The 12,330-nt window shown below is 69.0% G+C and carries 12 protein-coding genes and 1 pseudogene; 9 read left to right on the forward strand and 4 right to left on the reverse strand.

Annotation, left to right across the window (positions count from 1 at the left end; genetic code table 11):
- The coding region (locus ATO4_RS08620) for an AAA family ATPase (protein ID WP_139802331.1) at positions 1–1,332 on the reverse strand (1,332 nt) is incomplete at its 3' end.
- A gap of 13 nt (positions 1,333–1,345) precedes the next feature.
- A complete protein-coding gene (locus tag ATO4_RS08625; RefSeq protein ID WP_083591053.1) occupies positions 1,346–2,482 on the reverse strand; it encodes a DNA repair exonuclease in 1,137 nt (378 codons plus the stop codon).
- 245 nt (positions 2,483–2,727) lie between these two features.
- Between ATO4_RS08625 and ATO4_RS08630 the strand changes: the two genes are divergently transcribed.
- Both ATO4_RS08630 and ATO4_RS08635 read left to right on the forward strand, forming a co-directional pair.
- The gene (locus tag ATO4_RS08630) at positions 2,728–3,255 is read left to right on the forward strand and encodes a gamma carbonic anhydrase family protein (protein ID WP_083591054.1); all 528 of its coding nucleotides are present in this window, start codon (positions 2,728–2,730) and stop codon (positions 3,253–3,255) included.
- A 127-nt stretch (positions 3,256–3,382) separates the two neighbouring features.
- The gene (locus ATO4_RS08635; RefSeq protein WP_083591055.1) at positions 3,383–4,495 is read left to right on the forward strand and encodes a pyridoxal phosphate-dependent aminotransferase; all 1,113 of its coding nucleotides are present in this window, start codon (positions 3,383–3,385) and stop codon (positions 4,493–4,495) included.
- Positions 4,496–4,540: 45 nt separating this feature from the next.
- Here the strand turns inward: ATO4_RS08635 and ATO4_RS08640 are convergent, their stop codons facing one another.
- On the reverse strand, positions 4,541–4,813 hold the full coding sequence (locus ATO4_RS08640) for a hypothetical protein (RefSeq protein WP_083591057.1): 273 nt from the start codon (positions 4,811–4,813) through the stop codon (positions 4,541–4,543).
- 412 nt (positions 4,814–5,225) lie between these two features.
- On the opposite strand from ATO4_RS08640, the gene ATO4_RS28665 reads away from it, so the two are divergent.
- The 7 genes and pseudogenes from ATO4_RS28665 (at position 5,226) to ATO4_RS08670 (ending at position 11,877) form a co-directional block, all read left to right on the forward strand.
- A complete protein-coding gene (locus ATO4_RS28665) occupies positions 5,226–5,348 on the forward strand; it encodes a hypothetical protein (protein ID WP_280940489.1) in 123 nt (40 codons plus the stop codon).
- Positions 5,348–5,686 carry a DUF2147 domain-containing protein gene (locus tag ATO4_RS08645; RefSeq protein ID WP_083591058.1) on the forward strand — a complete coding sequence of 113 codons (339 nt, stop codon included), beginning with the start codon at positions 5,348–5,350 and terminating at the stop codon, positions 5,684–5,686. Before ATO4_RS28665 ends, ATO4_RS08645 begins: the two co-directional genes overlap by 1 nt.
- Positions 5,687–5,903: 217 nt before the next feature.
- On the forward strand, positions 5,904–6,230 hold the full coding sequence (locus ATO4_RS08650) for a DUF2147 domain-containing protein (RefSeq protein ID WP_083591233.1): 327 nt from the start codon (positions 5,904–5,906) through the stop codon (positions 6,228–6,230).
- Positions 6,231–6,472: 242 nt separating this feature from the next.
- Positions 6,473–6,833 (forward strand): annotated as a pseudogene (gene rpsO, locus ATO4_RS28670) (30S ribosomal protein S15).
- A gap of 307 nt (positions 6,834–7,140) precedes the next feature.
- Positions 7,141–9,276: a polyribonucleotide nucleotidyltransferase gene (gene pnp / locus ATO4_RS08660; protein ID WP_083591062.1), complete on the forward strand. Its 2,136-nt coding sequence runs from the start codon at positions 7,141–7,143 to the stop codon at positions 9,274–9,276.
- 340 nt (positions 9,277–9,616) lie between these two features.
- Positions 9,617–10,786, forward strand: coding sequence for a pyridoxal phosphate-dependent aminotransferase (locus tag ATO4_RS08665; RefSeq protein WP_083591064.1), 1,170 nt, complete (start codon positions 9,617–9,619; stop codon positions 10,784–10,786).
- Complete coding sequence (locus tag ATO4_RS08670) at positions 10,783–11,877, forward strand: AbrB family transcriptional regulator (RefSeq protein WP_245308647.1); 1,095 nt, start codon at positions 10,783–10,785, stop codon at positions 11,875–11,877. Before ATO4_RS08665 ends, ATO4_RS08670 begins: the two co-directional genes overlap by 4 nt.
- A 41-nt stretch (positions 11,878–11,918) precedes the next feature.
- On the opposite strand, the gene ATO4_RS08675 is transcribed toward ATO4_RS08670, so the two are convergent.
- A complete protein-coding gene (locus ATO4_RS08675; RefSeq protein WP_083591068.1) occupies positions 11,919–12,296 on the reverse strand; it encodes a cupin domain-containing protein in 378 nt (125 codons plus the stop codon).
- Between the last annotated feature and the right edge of the window lie 34 nt (positions 12,297–12,330).

Consider the following 12,330-nt stretch of genomic DNA (forward strand, 5'->3'; position numbering starts at 1 on the left):
CGGCGCTCGGACGGAGCCGCCGCCCGCCGGCTCGAAGGTCACGGCCGGCGCCGTCACCTGCAGGCGAACTTCGCAGTCGCGCAGGCGCCGAGCCGCCTTGTCGATGGCATCGAGCGCCTTGCGATCGATGGCGATGACGTCCAGCCGCGCGCCGAGGTCCGCGATCTGCTCGCTCAGCCCGCCGGCGGCCTCGACGACGGCCAGCAGCCGGTCCCGTGTCGCGCTCTCGCGGGTAAGATCCGACCGGCGGCGATGCGCCTCGTGGCGCGCCTCGGCCGATTTCAGTGCGGTGCGGGCGGTCTCCTGTGCCATGACCGCGACGCCCACGGCTTCGGCGGCCGCGCGGGCGGCGGCATCGATCTCGGCGAAATCGGCGGCGGCGGCTTCGAAGGCCTGGCGCGCCGACGCCGCCTCCTTCGCCTGACTCTCCCGCCGCTTGAGCGCTTCGGCGGCGCCGGCCCGGACCGCCTCGGCCTGCTTCAGCGCGGCGTCCGCCGCCTGCCATTCGCGGTCCCGCTCCTCGGCGCGGCGCAGGCCCGCCTCGGCGGCGCGCAGGGCCTCGCCCGCCTTCTCGACGGTCCGCGCCTCGTCATAGCCCTTCAGCGAGCGGCGGCGATCCTCCAGCTTCTTCAGCTTCTGCTCGAGTTCGGCATGGGCAGCGCGCTTCTGGACGAGCTCGGCGCGCAGCACGGCGAGCTCGTCGTCGATCGCCTTCAGGGGGGCGTTGGCGCCGATGCGGCCGGTGGCGGTGAAATGCCGGTCGTTCAGCCCCTTGGCGGCGGCGATCAGCGAGCGGCCGCGCTCGCCGCCGAGAATGGTGCCGACCTCGCCCTCCAGCGACGCCGTCACCGCGTCGCGGCCCGCGCCGATGTCGAGGCCGGTGTTCGAGCGCCCCTGCTCGACCCAGAGCAGGCCGAAGGCCCCCTGATGTTCGGAAAGCTTCGAATCGCCCCGGCCGGGATGGGTGAAGCCGAGAAGCTCGGCGAGCTTTTCCTCCACCGCATCGCCGGCGATCGGCGATGCCCACGGCCCCTCCAGCTCCGCTGCGGCCCGGGTGAGGAAGCTCTTGGTCAGCCGGTAGTCGGCGCCGGCATGGGAAAAGCCGACGGAGACCGTCGGCCGCCGCCCCTCGCCGCCATAAGGCAGGAATGCCTCGACCGCCTCGCCCCGGCCCCGATATTTCTGGAAGAACGCCGCGCGCAGCGCCCTGAGCAGCGTCGACTTGCCGGCCTCGTTGTCGCCGACGACGACGTTGAGTCCGGGATCGAAGCCCTCCAGGTCGGCGTGGAGGATGCTGGCGAATTCGCTGACGCGAAGCGATTTCAGATACATGTCACACGCACCTTCAGCGCTCGCCGGCCGTCAGCCGGCGGTGCTCGACATAGGCCATGCGGATGGCCAGCCGGGCGGCCTCCCGCCCCGGATCGGCCGGATCGGCAGCCTTCGTCCGCAAGGTCTCGATCGCCGTCCGCACGAAGCCCGACACGTCGATGCGGTCGAGATCGTCCTCGTCCGGCTCATCGAAGAGATCGTCGTCGCGACTGCCGAGATGGAAGAAGCGGTCGCGCCAGTGGGCGAGGATCTCTTCCAGGCGGACCCTTTCGCGCAGCGGCAGGCTGCCGGCGAGGGTGAGCCGGAGGAGCGTGCGTCCCGGCTCGGCGAAGGCGGCGAGCAGGCTCTCGACGTCACCGGCCTCGCCATCGAGGCGCAGGACTCGCGCCGCCCATACATAATGTGCGACCGCCACCCGCTCGATGCGCGGCGCCTCGCCCGGCCCGTCGATCTCGACGATCGCGACGAATCCCGGCTCGTTGGCGGGATAGCGATCCGGCTCGGGGGTTCCGGCATAGACCGTCTTCGGCGCGATGCCGCCCAGGAAGCCGTGCCAGTCGCCGAGGGCGAGATAGTCGAGCCTGGCCGTAGCGGCGCGGCCTTCGGCAATCGGATTGCCGGCGTCGGCGCCCTCCGGCAGGCGGTTTTCCAGCGCCCCATGGGCAAGGCCCAGCCGGACAGCACTCGCCGGCGTCTCGGCATGGTCGAACCACTGGGTCAGATCGGCGCCTTCGTGCCGGCGCACCAGCGGTGCCGGCAGGACGGCGAGCCGCCCTTCGCACATTACGATCGGCTCCGGCTCGTCGGCGACGACGACATTGGCGAGCCCGCGCCGCTCCGCCAGCCCGCGCATGCGGCTCCAGACGCTGCCGGTGGTCGCCGCGTCGTGATTGCCGGGCAGGAAGACCCAGGGGCCGGAGAACGCCGCCATCGCGTCGAGCACGCGGTTGACGTCGCGGTCATGCACCGTGTTGTCGTCGAAGGCATCGCCGGCGACGAGCACCGCCGCGACGTCGCGGGCGGCGGCAAGAACGGCGATGCGCCCGACGGCGGCAAAGCGGGCGGCGCGCAGTTCGGCCCGCCGCTCCTCGTCGAAGCCGCCGAAGGGCTTGCCGATCTGCCAGTCCGCCGTGTGGAGAAGCCGGATCATTGCGCGGGCCTTCCGATCACTTCCGATGCGCCGAATTCGCGCGGACGGTGCCTCCGCATGAAGGGAGGCGCAAGGCCGGCAGGCCCGAGCCCCGTCTTTTCAACGGCTTTCTGGGCTTCCGCGCGCTGGAGCATGCGCCCCAAGGGTGCCGTCCCCCAGACACGGGCCACTTCGCCCCTCCCTTGACCCCTCGCCCGGCCTTCGCGCAAGTTCGCCCGCGCAACCAGCAGCAAGGGAGGACGGCCATGCCGGTCTATCAACTCGGCGAGGATCGCCCGCAGATCGGCGAGGACGTCTTCATCGCCCCGAACGCCCAGGTGATCGGCCGGGTGCGCCTCGGCGACGGCGCCAGCGTCTGGTTCGGCGCGGTGATCCGCGGCGACAACGAGTGGATCTCGATCGGCGAGGCGACCAACATCCAGGACAATGCCGTCCTTCACAGCGACATGGGCATGCCGCTGACCATCGGCGCCGGCTGCACGATCGGCCACGCGGCGATCGTCCATGGCTGCACGGTGGAGGAGAACGTCCTCATCGGCATGGGCGCCACGATCCTCAACGGCGCCCGGATCGGCCGCAACTCCATCGTCGGGGCGGGCGCGCTCGTCACCGAGGGCAAGGAGTTTCCCGACAACTCGCTGATCGTCGGCGCCCCGGCCAAGGCGGTGCGCAGCCTCGACGCGGCGACGGCGGAAAAGCTGAAGGAATCGGCCCGCCACTATCGCTCCAACGGCGCGCGCTTCGCGGCCGGGCTGACGCGCGTCGAAGGCTGAGCGGGACGGCATCTTCGCGCGGGCCTCTTTTCCCGTTGGGAAACTGCGCGTAAGACGCCTCACCTCTTGCCAGGGATAGCCCCTCGTCCGGCGCAGCGTCGCCGGCCGCCGAACGCCGGAACGACCGATGCTCTTCACCGAACTCGCCCGCTCGCTGCCCGCCACCGTTCCCTTCGTCGGCCCGGAGGCGCTGGAGCGCCGCATGGGGATGACGTTCCGCGCCCGCCTCGGCGCCAACGAAAGCGTCTTCGGGCCCTCTCCGATGGCTGTCGAGGCGATGGCGAAGGCGGCGCGGGACAGCTGGGCTTACGGCGATCCGGAGCAATACGAGCTCAAGCAGGCGATCGCCGCCCATCACGGCATCGCGATGGAAAGCGTCGCCGTCGGGGAAGGCATCGACGGGCTGCTCGGCCATCTCGTCCATCTGGCGACGGATCCGGGCGATACGGTGGTCACCTCCTACGGCGCCTATCCGACCTTCAACTACCATGTCGCGGGCCATGGCGCCCGGCTCGACTTCGTCCCCTATCGCTGCGACGACCACGAGGATCCGGAGGCACTGATCGAACGGGCACGGGCGGTGCGGCCGAAGCTCCTCTATTTCGCCAATCCCGACAATCCGACCGGCAGCTTCCACGACGCGGCGACGGTCGAGCGGCTGATCGACGCGGTGCCGGAAGAGACCATCCTCGTCCTCGACGAGGCCTACAGCGATCTCGCACCGCTGGGCAGCCTGCCGCCGATCACGCTGATGCGGCCCAATCTCCTGCGCTTTCGAACCTTCTCGAAAGCCTATGGCATGGCCGGTGTGCGCGTCGCCTATGTCGTCGGCGAGCCGCACGCGATCGCCCAGTTCGACAAGGTGCGCAATCATTTCGGCGTGTCGCGGATCGGCCAGGCGGGCGCGCTGGCGGCTCTCGCCGACCAGGCCTATCTGCAGGACGCGGTAAAGAGGATCGCGGGCGCGCGCGCGGAACTCGCCGCCATCGCGGGGCGGGCGAAAATGACGCCGCTCGCCTCGGCCACCAACTTCGTCGCCATCGACTGCGGCGGCGACGGTGCCTATGCGCGGGCGCTGCTGGCCGCGGTCTTGAAGCGCGGCGTCTTCATCCGCATGCCGGGCGTCTCACCCCTTGACCGGATGATCCGCGTCTCGGCTGGCCGGCCGGACGACCTGGCGCTGTTCGAGGACGCGCTGGCGGGCGCGATCGACGAGGTCGGCCGTCCCGAGGCCGGCTGAAGCCGGCACTTGCCCAATAGGCTGCCGAGTGGCGCGATGTCTGGGTCAGTGCAGTGTCAGAAAGGTCCGCGCCGCACGCAGTGCCCGCGCGATCTCGGCCCTCGACATGTCGCCCGCGACGTCCCGGCGCTGCGCCGCCGCGCCTTCGACGCCCCGTTCGGCGGCGAGATTGAAGTACATGTGGGCGGCGACGAGATCGGCCGCGCCGTTGCGGCCGAGCGCTGCGGCGAGGCCCAGCTCCATCAGGAGGGCGCCGTCGAGGAGGGCGGCACCGCTGGCGGCGGTCCGGTCGAAAGCGGTGAGGTCGATATGTGCCATGATCCCTGTCCCGTTTTTCGTTTCTTCTGGGACCGATCATCGTGCCGTCGCTTGAAGAGGCGCTTAAAATTTGCGCTTAATTCGCGCTGAATCGGCTTTGCTGCCGTTGCGGTAAATAGACTCCGACCTGACGATGCTGGCAGCCGTTCAGCCCGGATTCATCCAGCGACAGCAAAATGACACGGTCGGCAGCTCCCACGCCGCCGCAGGACCACGCGGTGGCTGGAGGTCTCCGGGCGCAACAGTCATCACATTTGGGCGAGTAGGCTTCCACTCGCATGCTCACAGAGCCAGATCGCCTCCCAACGGAGCGATACCGCGATCGTCGCGCATCGCCTGATCGAGCCGGCGCCGCCCGGTCCGAGAGCCGGACCGGAGATCCCGCCCTTCGCAGGGCCGGGACGAGCACCGGATGGCTGCGCCGGCGACAGGCCACACCGGCAACGCCGATGCGGCCGACCGGAGGCTGCTCGCGCGCAAGATGATCCGGCAGGCGCATTCGGCCTGCCTCGACGAAACGAAGGACATGAATTGATGAAATCCCTGCTTCTTGCAGCCGTTCTCGCAGTCTCCGCCGCCAGCCCGGCGCTTTCCGCAGACCCGATCCTCGGCAAGTGGCGCGCGCCCGGCGGCGGCATTGTCGAGGTCACCTCCTGCGGCGGAAACTATTGCGCCACCGTCATCACCGGCCAGCACAAGGGCAAGTCGGTCGGCCGGATGAGCGGATCCGAAGGCAACTACACCGGCGAAGTCACCGATCCGCGCGACGACCGCACCTATTCCGGATCGGCGAGCGTCAGCGCGACCCAGCTGGAGCTCACCGGCTGCGCCCTGAAGGTGTTCTGCAAGACGCAGGTCTGGGTCCGGATTTGACCGCAGCTTAGGCCTCGCGGCAGCGCCTTGCGAAAGCCGGCGCTGCGCCCGCGTTGCCGCGCGGTCTGACCCGGGGATCCGATGCCTGGACTGATCGCGAGGCAGCGGGCTTTCCATCGGCTGAATTTCCGTTTACGTTTACGTAAACAGCCGGAAGAACCGATCAACGGTCTGGCTGCCGTCCAGGGAGGAAATTGCCATGCCGAAACTCGCCGTGATGCTCGCCGCCACCATCCTTGCCGCGGGGATCTCCGCCGCGCCTGCGGCCGAGCCGATCGTCGGCAGCTGGCGCACCGCCAGCGGCGAGACCGCGAAGATTTCGCCCTGCGGCAAGGCCTATTGCACCACGATCGTGACCGGCCAGCACAAGGGCAAGCGGATCGGCCAGATGGGCGGCTCGGGCGCCAGCTATTCCGGTCAGATCACCGATCCGGCGAACGGCAAGACCTATGAGGGAACCGCCCGGGTCAGCGGCAAATCGATGAAGCTCACCGGCTGCGCGCTGAAGATCTTCTGCAAGTCGCAGACCTGGACGCGGCAGTAGGCCGCGCCCATCCGTTTCACCGCAGATCGGCGGGGGCGACCGATCCTGCGGCGAAGACGCCGGCGCTGCCCGAGACACCGGGCGGCGCCGGCGTCATCTGCGGCAGAGTCTCCGGACGGGTTCGCGATCGGGTCGTTGACCGACTTCGTCGACCGGCTTGCCGCGCTGCCGCAGACCGGCAGCGCGGCGCGGCTAGCATTTGCCGCCACAATCGGCTATATGCCGCGCCAGCGCTCCCCTGCATCGCAGGCGGGCGCCTTCATGGCCCGTGCTGGACGACATCCCGGCAAAGGGCGTCACGACCCCACGAAAAGCAAAAGAAAGGGTATCGCGATGTCGATCACCGCAGAGCGCAAGGCTGCGCTCCTCACCGACTATGCGACCAAGGAGGGCGACACCGGTTCGCCCGAGGTTCAGGTCGCGATCCTCACCGAGCGGATCAACAACCTGACCGAACACTTCAAGTCGCACAAGAAGGACAACCACTCCCGCCGCGGCCTTCTCAAGATGGTCTCGCAGCGCCGGCGCCTTCTCGACTATCTGAAGTCCCGCGAGGAAGCCCGCTACCAGACGCTGATCGAGCGTCTCGGCCTGCGTCGCTGACGCAAACTCCGGCGGGGCTTCGACGACCTCGAAGGCCCGCCGACCCGATCTGCGGCCGCACAGTCTGCGGCCACGCCTGACCCTGCAGCCCCGCCACGAACAAGGGCGCGGTCGCGGACCACTGAACGGTCACGGGGCAGGATTGCCGGATGCTTCCGGATGGCCGCAAGGCCGGGCGCCCGAGACCGGGCGCCGCGCGAAGCCTCCCGCCGTCTTGCCCGTGGCGCGTTTCGACGACGACACACGTGAAAGATCCCGCGCGATCCGCCGATGAGCGGCTTCGGCGCGGCGACGAAAGGCAAACCGAATGTTCAAATCCCACAAGGTGGAAATCGACTGGGCCGGCCGCCCGCTCACCCTCGAGACCGGCAAGATCGCCCGCCAGGCCGACGGCGCGGTGCTCGCGACCTACGGCGAGACCTGCGTCCTCGCCACCGTCGTCTCCGAGAAGCAGCCGAAGGCCGGCTTCGACTTCTTCCCGCTGACCGTCAACTATCAGGAAAAGACCTTCGCGGCCGGCAAGATCCCCGGCGGCTTCTTCAAGCGCGAGGGCCGGCCGAGCGAGAAGGAGGTCCTGACCTCCCGCCTCATCGACCGCCCGATCCGCCCGCTCTTTGCCGAGGGCTACAAGAACGACACCCAGGTCGTCCTGACCGTCCTGCAGCATGACCTCGAGAACGATCCGGACGTCGTCGCCATGATCGCGGCCTCCGCTGCCCTGACCCTGTCGGGCGTGCCCTTCATGGGCCCGATCGGCGCCGCCCGCGTCGGCTATATCGGCGGCCAGTACAAGCTCAACCCGCATGTCGACGAGATGGACGAGTCCTCGCTCGACCTCGTCGTCGCCGGCACCGACGCCGCCGTGCTGATGGTCGAGTCCGAGGCGAACGAGCTGTCGGAAGACATCATGCTCGGCGCCGTGATGCACGGCCACAAGGGCTTCCAGCCGGTGATCGATGCGATCATCAAGCTCGCCGAGGTCGCCGCCAAGGAGCCGCGCGAGCACGTCGCGCCGGATCACTCGGCCCTCGAGGGCGAAATGCTGCAACTGGCCGAGGGCGATCTGCGCGAGGCCTACAAGAACACCGACAAGATGGCCCGCTATGCCGCCGTCGACGTCGTCAAGAAGAAGGTGATGGCGCACTTCCTGCCGGAAGGCATCGAAGAGACGAAATATTCCAAGGAAGAGGTCGGCGCGGTCTTCAAGTCGCTGCAGGCCAAGATCGTCCGCTGGAACATCCTCGACACCTCCTCGCGCATCGACGGCCGCGCGCTCGACACCGTTCGCCAGATCGTCTCGGAAGTCGGCCTCTTGCCGCGCACCCACGGCTCGGCGCTGTTCACCCGCGGCGAGACCCAGGCGCTGGTCGTCGCCACTCTCGGCACCGGTGAGGACGAGCAGTTCATCGACGCCCTGACCGGGACCTACAAGGAGAACTTCCTCCTTCACTACAACTTCCCGCCCTATTCGGTGGGTGAAACCGGCCGCATGGGCTCGCCCGGCCGCCGCGAGATCGGCCATGGCAAGCTCGCCTGGCGGGCGATCCACCCGATGCTGCCGGAGCCCGAGCAGTTCCCCTACACGCTGCGCGTCGTCTCGGAGATCACCGAGTCCAACGGTTCCTCCTCGATGGCGACCGTCTGCGGCACCTCGCTGGCGCTGATGGATGCGGGCGTCCCGCTGAAGGCACCGGTGGCCGGCATCGCCATGGGCCTGATCAAGGAAGGCGAGCGCTTCGCGGTCCTGTCCGACATTCTCGGCGACGAGGATCATCTCGGCGACATGGACTTCAAGGTCGCCGGCACGGCCAACGGCATCACCTCGCTGCAGATGGACATCAAGATCCAGGGCATCACCGAGGAGATCATGAAGATCGCCCTCGGCCAGGCCAAGGGCGGCCGGGACCACATCCTGGCGGAGATGTCGAAGGCTCTGTCGGAAGGCCGCGCCGAGCTCGGCGAGTTCGCCCCGCGCATCGAGGTCATGCAGATCCCGACCGACAAGATCCGCGACGTCATCGGCTCGGGCGGCAAGATCATCCGCGAGATCGTCGAGAAGACCGGCGCCAAGATCAACATCGACGACGACGGCACGATCAAGATCGCCTCGGCCTCGGGCAAGGAGATCGAGGCCGCCAAGAAGTGGATCCACTCGATCGTCGCCGAGCCGGAAGTCGGCGAGATCTACGAGGGCACGGTGGTGAAGACCGTCGAGTTCGGCGCCTTCGTCAACTTCTTCGGCTCGCGCGACGGCCTCGTCCACATCTCCCAGCTCGGCGCCGGCCGGGTCGCCAAGACGACCGACGTCGTCAAGGAAGGCCAGAAGGTCTGGGTCAAGCTGATGGGCTTCGACGAGCGCGGCAAGGTCCGCCTGTCGATGAAGGTCGTCGACCAGGCGACGGGCGAAGAGCTCTCCAAGGAAGCGATGGAAGAGCAGGCGTAAGCCTCGGCGCTTTTCAGGGGCGAGAGCCTCGACGGACATGACACGCGCGCTCGGGGAAACCCGGGCGCGTTTTTTATCGACGAAGCGCTGTCCGCGCATCGTTCGAGGCAGGAACGGCGGGTCGCGATATGTCTGGAGACAGCGGCACGGACATGTACGCCAGCGCCCCGATCCTCGCCTGTCCCGCAGCCGACTTTCCCTGATCACATCCTCTCACACCGCCATCTCGACTTTCCCGCTTCCCGATCCGATGCTAAGCGACGGTGAGCCCTCCGGCGCGGCGACCGATGTGGCAACGGTCGTTCGACGCGCATCACCCGTCCTTCGAAAGCCCCACCCCATGCTCGACCTCACCCGCCTGCGCCGCGAAGCCGTGGAGGCGCCGGAAAGCGGCATCGTCGCCGTCGTCAATCATGCCCGCGGGCGCGAGGGGATCATCCCCATGTGGGCCGGCGAGGGGGATCTCTCGACGCCGAAATTCATCGCCGATGCCGCGGCGCAGAGCCTTTCCGAGGGCGAGACCTTCTACACCTGGCAGCGCGGGCTGCCGGAGCTGCGCGAGGCGCTGAGCGCCTATTCGAGCCGGCTCTATGGCCAGAATCTGGAGCCCGAGCGCTTCTTCGTCACCGGCTCGGGCATGCATGCGATCCAGATCGCGCTGATGGCGCTGGCGGGCGCCGGCGACGAGGTGGTGTTCATCGGCCCGGTCTGGCCGAATTTTTCCGCCGCGGCGGGGCTGATGGGGGCGAGCCGGCGGGAGGTGAGCCTCGACTTCGAAGCCGGGCGCTGGAGCCTCGATCTCGGCAAGCTGAAGGCCGCGATCACCGACAAGACCCGCGTCCTCTTCGTCAACACGCCGTCGAACCCCACCGGCTGGACCGCCGACCGGGAGACGCTGGCCGCCATCCTCGCCATCGCCCGGGAGGCCGGCATCGCCGTCATCGCCGACGAGATCTATGCGCGCTTCTACTATGACGGCCCCCGCGCGCCGTCCTTCCACGACGTGATGGCCGCCCACGACGCCATCCTCTTCGTCAATTCCTTTTCCAAGAACTGGGCGATGACCGGCTGGCGCATCGGCTGGATCGAGGCCAGCCCCGCGCTCGGCCAGATCGTCGAGAACCTCATCCAGTATTCCAATTCCGGCGTCGCCGCCTTCATGCAGCGGGGCGCGGTCGCGGCCGTGACCCGCGGCGAGGACTTCGTCGAGAACCAGATCGCCCGGGCCGAGACCGCCCGCGACATCTTCTGCGACATCCTGACGGCGACCAACCGGGTGGAGCTGACGCCGCCGGACGGCGCCTTCTACGCCTTCTTCAAGATCGACGGTGTCACCGACACCAGAGCCGCCGCCTTCCGGATCGTCGACGAGGCCAAGGTGGCGATCGCGCCGGGCACGGCCTTCGGGCCGAACGGCGCGCCCTTCTTCCGGGCCTGCTTCCATCGGCGGATCGACGAGGTGGAGGCCGCCGCGCACCGGCTGGCGGAATGGATCGGATACCAGGTGTGACGGACGACAGACGGGCGGCGGCGCTTCGCCTGCGGGACCTTGCGATCACCGTCGCGGCGGCGCTTCTCGGCGGCCTTGCCGCCGTCGCCCTCGCCCTGCCGGTCGCCTGGCTGCTCGGCCCGGTCGTCGCCACGACGGTCTGCAGCCTCGCCGGCCTCGACACGCGGCCGCCGGAGTTCCTGAAGACCTTCGCCTTCTTCGTCCTCGGCGTCCAGGCCGGCTCCGGCGTCTCGCCGGAGGTGGCGAGCCAGATCGCCCTGTGGCCGCTGTCGTTCCTGATCCAGCTCGTCGGCGTGCTCCTCGCGGTCGTCCTCTGCTACGCCTATCTCAGGCGCGCCCTCGGCTGGGATCATGCCTCCTCGCTCTTCGCCTCGCTGCCGGGCGCCCTCTCCTTCGTCGTTGCGGCAGCGTCCGAGACGAAGGCCGACATGGGCCGGGTGGTGATCATCCAGTCGATCCGCCTGCTCATGCTGATCGCGGCGCTGGTGCCGCTGCTCGGTGCCCTCGAGGGCGGTGGCACGATGGGTTCCTCGATCCGCCCGGGCGGCGAGGGCGGGCTGTTCGACTACGGGCTGATGTTTGCGGGCTGCGCCGTGACGGCATTCCTGGCGGCGAGGCTCAACGTTCCGGGCGGCATGATGCTCGGCGCCCTGATCGGCAGCGCGGTGCTGCACGGGGCGAACGTCGTCACCGTCTCCCTGCCGGCCTTCCTCGCCTTGCCGAGCCTCGTCCTTCTCGGCATCATCGTCGGCGCCCGGCTGAGCGGCATCGACGCCAGGGCCTTCGGCAAGCTGCTGGTGCCGTCCCTCGGCTGCTTCGCCCTCAGCCTCCTCGGCACCGGCCTCGCCGGCATCGCCGCGGTGGTGTTCGTCGACCTGCCGGCGCCGAACGTCGCGCTGGCCTATGCGCCGGGGGCCCTGGAGGCGCTGACGGTGCTGGCCTTCCAGTTCGACATCGATCCCGCCTATGTCGCGGCCCATCACGTCGTGCGCTTCTTCGCCATCGCCATGGCCGTGCCGTTCCTCGCCAAACGAGTATCGCGGCGCGAGGCGCGCGACGACGGCCGAACGGCCGGTGCACCGGGCGAATAGGCGACCGGAGGAAGCTGCCGGCAGGTGCGGAAGCGTCGGCGTCAGGCGTCGATGGCGGCGAAGACGGAGGGGTTCGGCGATTCGGCTTCGCCGCCCTCCGGGCCCCAGAAGATCACCCAGGTGGCGAAGTCGTCCGAAACGTCCTCGAAGCGGTGGGTTTCACCGGCCGAGACGAACAGCGCGTCGCCGACCTTCGCCTCCGTCCGCTCGCCCTCGTGCAGGAAGCCGCTGCGGCCGGAGATGACGATGTAGAGCACGTCCTGGCTGTGGGGGGCTCGCCGGTCCTCGCCGCGGGGGGCGAAGAGCTGCAGCGACATGGTGCCGTGCGCCAAAGCCTCGACGTGGAAGCGGCCCTCGGGCCACTCGGCGGTGGCCGGCAGCGGCAGTCGCGACTTCAGATCGGCGAGGGTGGCTTTCATCGGCGGATCCTCCTGGGGTGGCAAGACCCGCCTC

This window comes from Aurantimonas sp. 22II-16-19i (genome assembly GCF_002088275.1).
Lineage (GTDB): Bacteria > Pseudomonadota > Alphaproteobacteria > Rhizobiales > Rhizobiaceae > Jiella.

Bases quoted from the DNA above. Each gene is read 5' to 3' on its own strand.
- ATO4_RS08630 (WP_083591054.1), top strand. From the start codon at position 2,728: ATGCCGGTCTATCAACTCGGCGAGGATCGCCCGCAGATCGGCGAGGAC.
- ATO4_RS08640 (WP_083591057.1), bottom strand. From the start codon at position 4,813: ATGGCACATATCGACCTCACCGCTTTCGACCGGACCGCCGCCAGCGGT.
- ATO4_RS08635 (WP_083591055.1), top strand. From the start codon at position 3,383: ATGCTCTTCACCGAACTCGCCCGCTCGCTGCCCGCCACCGTTCCCTTC.
- ATO4_RS28665 (WP_280940489.1), top strand. From the start codon at position 5,226: ATGGCTGCGCCGGCGACAGGCCACACCGGCAACGCCGATGCGGCCGAC.
- ATO4_RS08665 (WP_083591064.1), top strand. From the start codon at position 9,617: ATGCTCGACCTCACCCGCCTGCGCCGCGAAGCCGTGGAGGCGCCGGAA.
- ATO4_RS08650 (WP_083591233.1), top strand. From the start codon at position 5,904: ATGCTCGCCGCCACCATCCTTGCCGCGGGGATCTCCGCCGCGCCTGCG.
- ATO4_RS08675 (WP_083591068.1), bottom strand. From the start codon at position 12,296: ATGAAAGCCACCCTCGCCGATCTGAAGTCGCGACTGCCGCTGCCGGCC.
- pnp (WP_083591062.1), top strand. From the start codon at position 7,141: ATGTTCAAATCCCACAAGGTGGAAATCGACTGGGCCGGCCGCCCGCTC.
- ATO4_RS08645 (WP_083591058.1), top strand. From the start codon at position 5,348: ATGAAATCCCTGCTTCTTGCAGCCGTTCTCGCAGTCTCCGCCGCCAGC.
- ATO4_RS08625 (WP_083591053.1), bottom strand. From the start codon at position 2,482: ATGATCCGGCTTCTCCACACGGCGGACTGGCAGATCGGCAAGCCCTTC.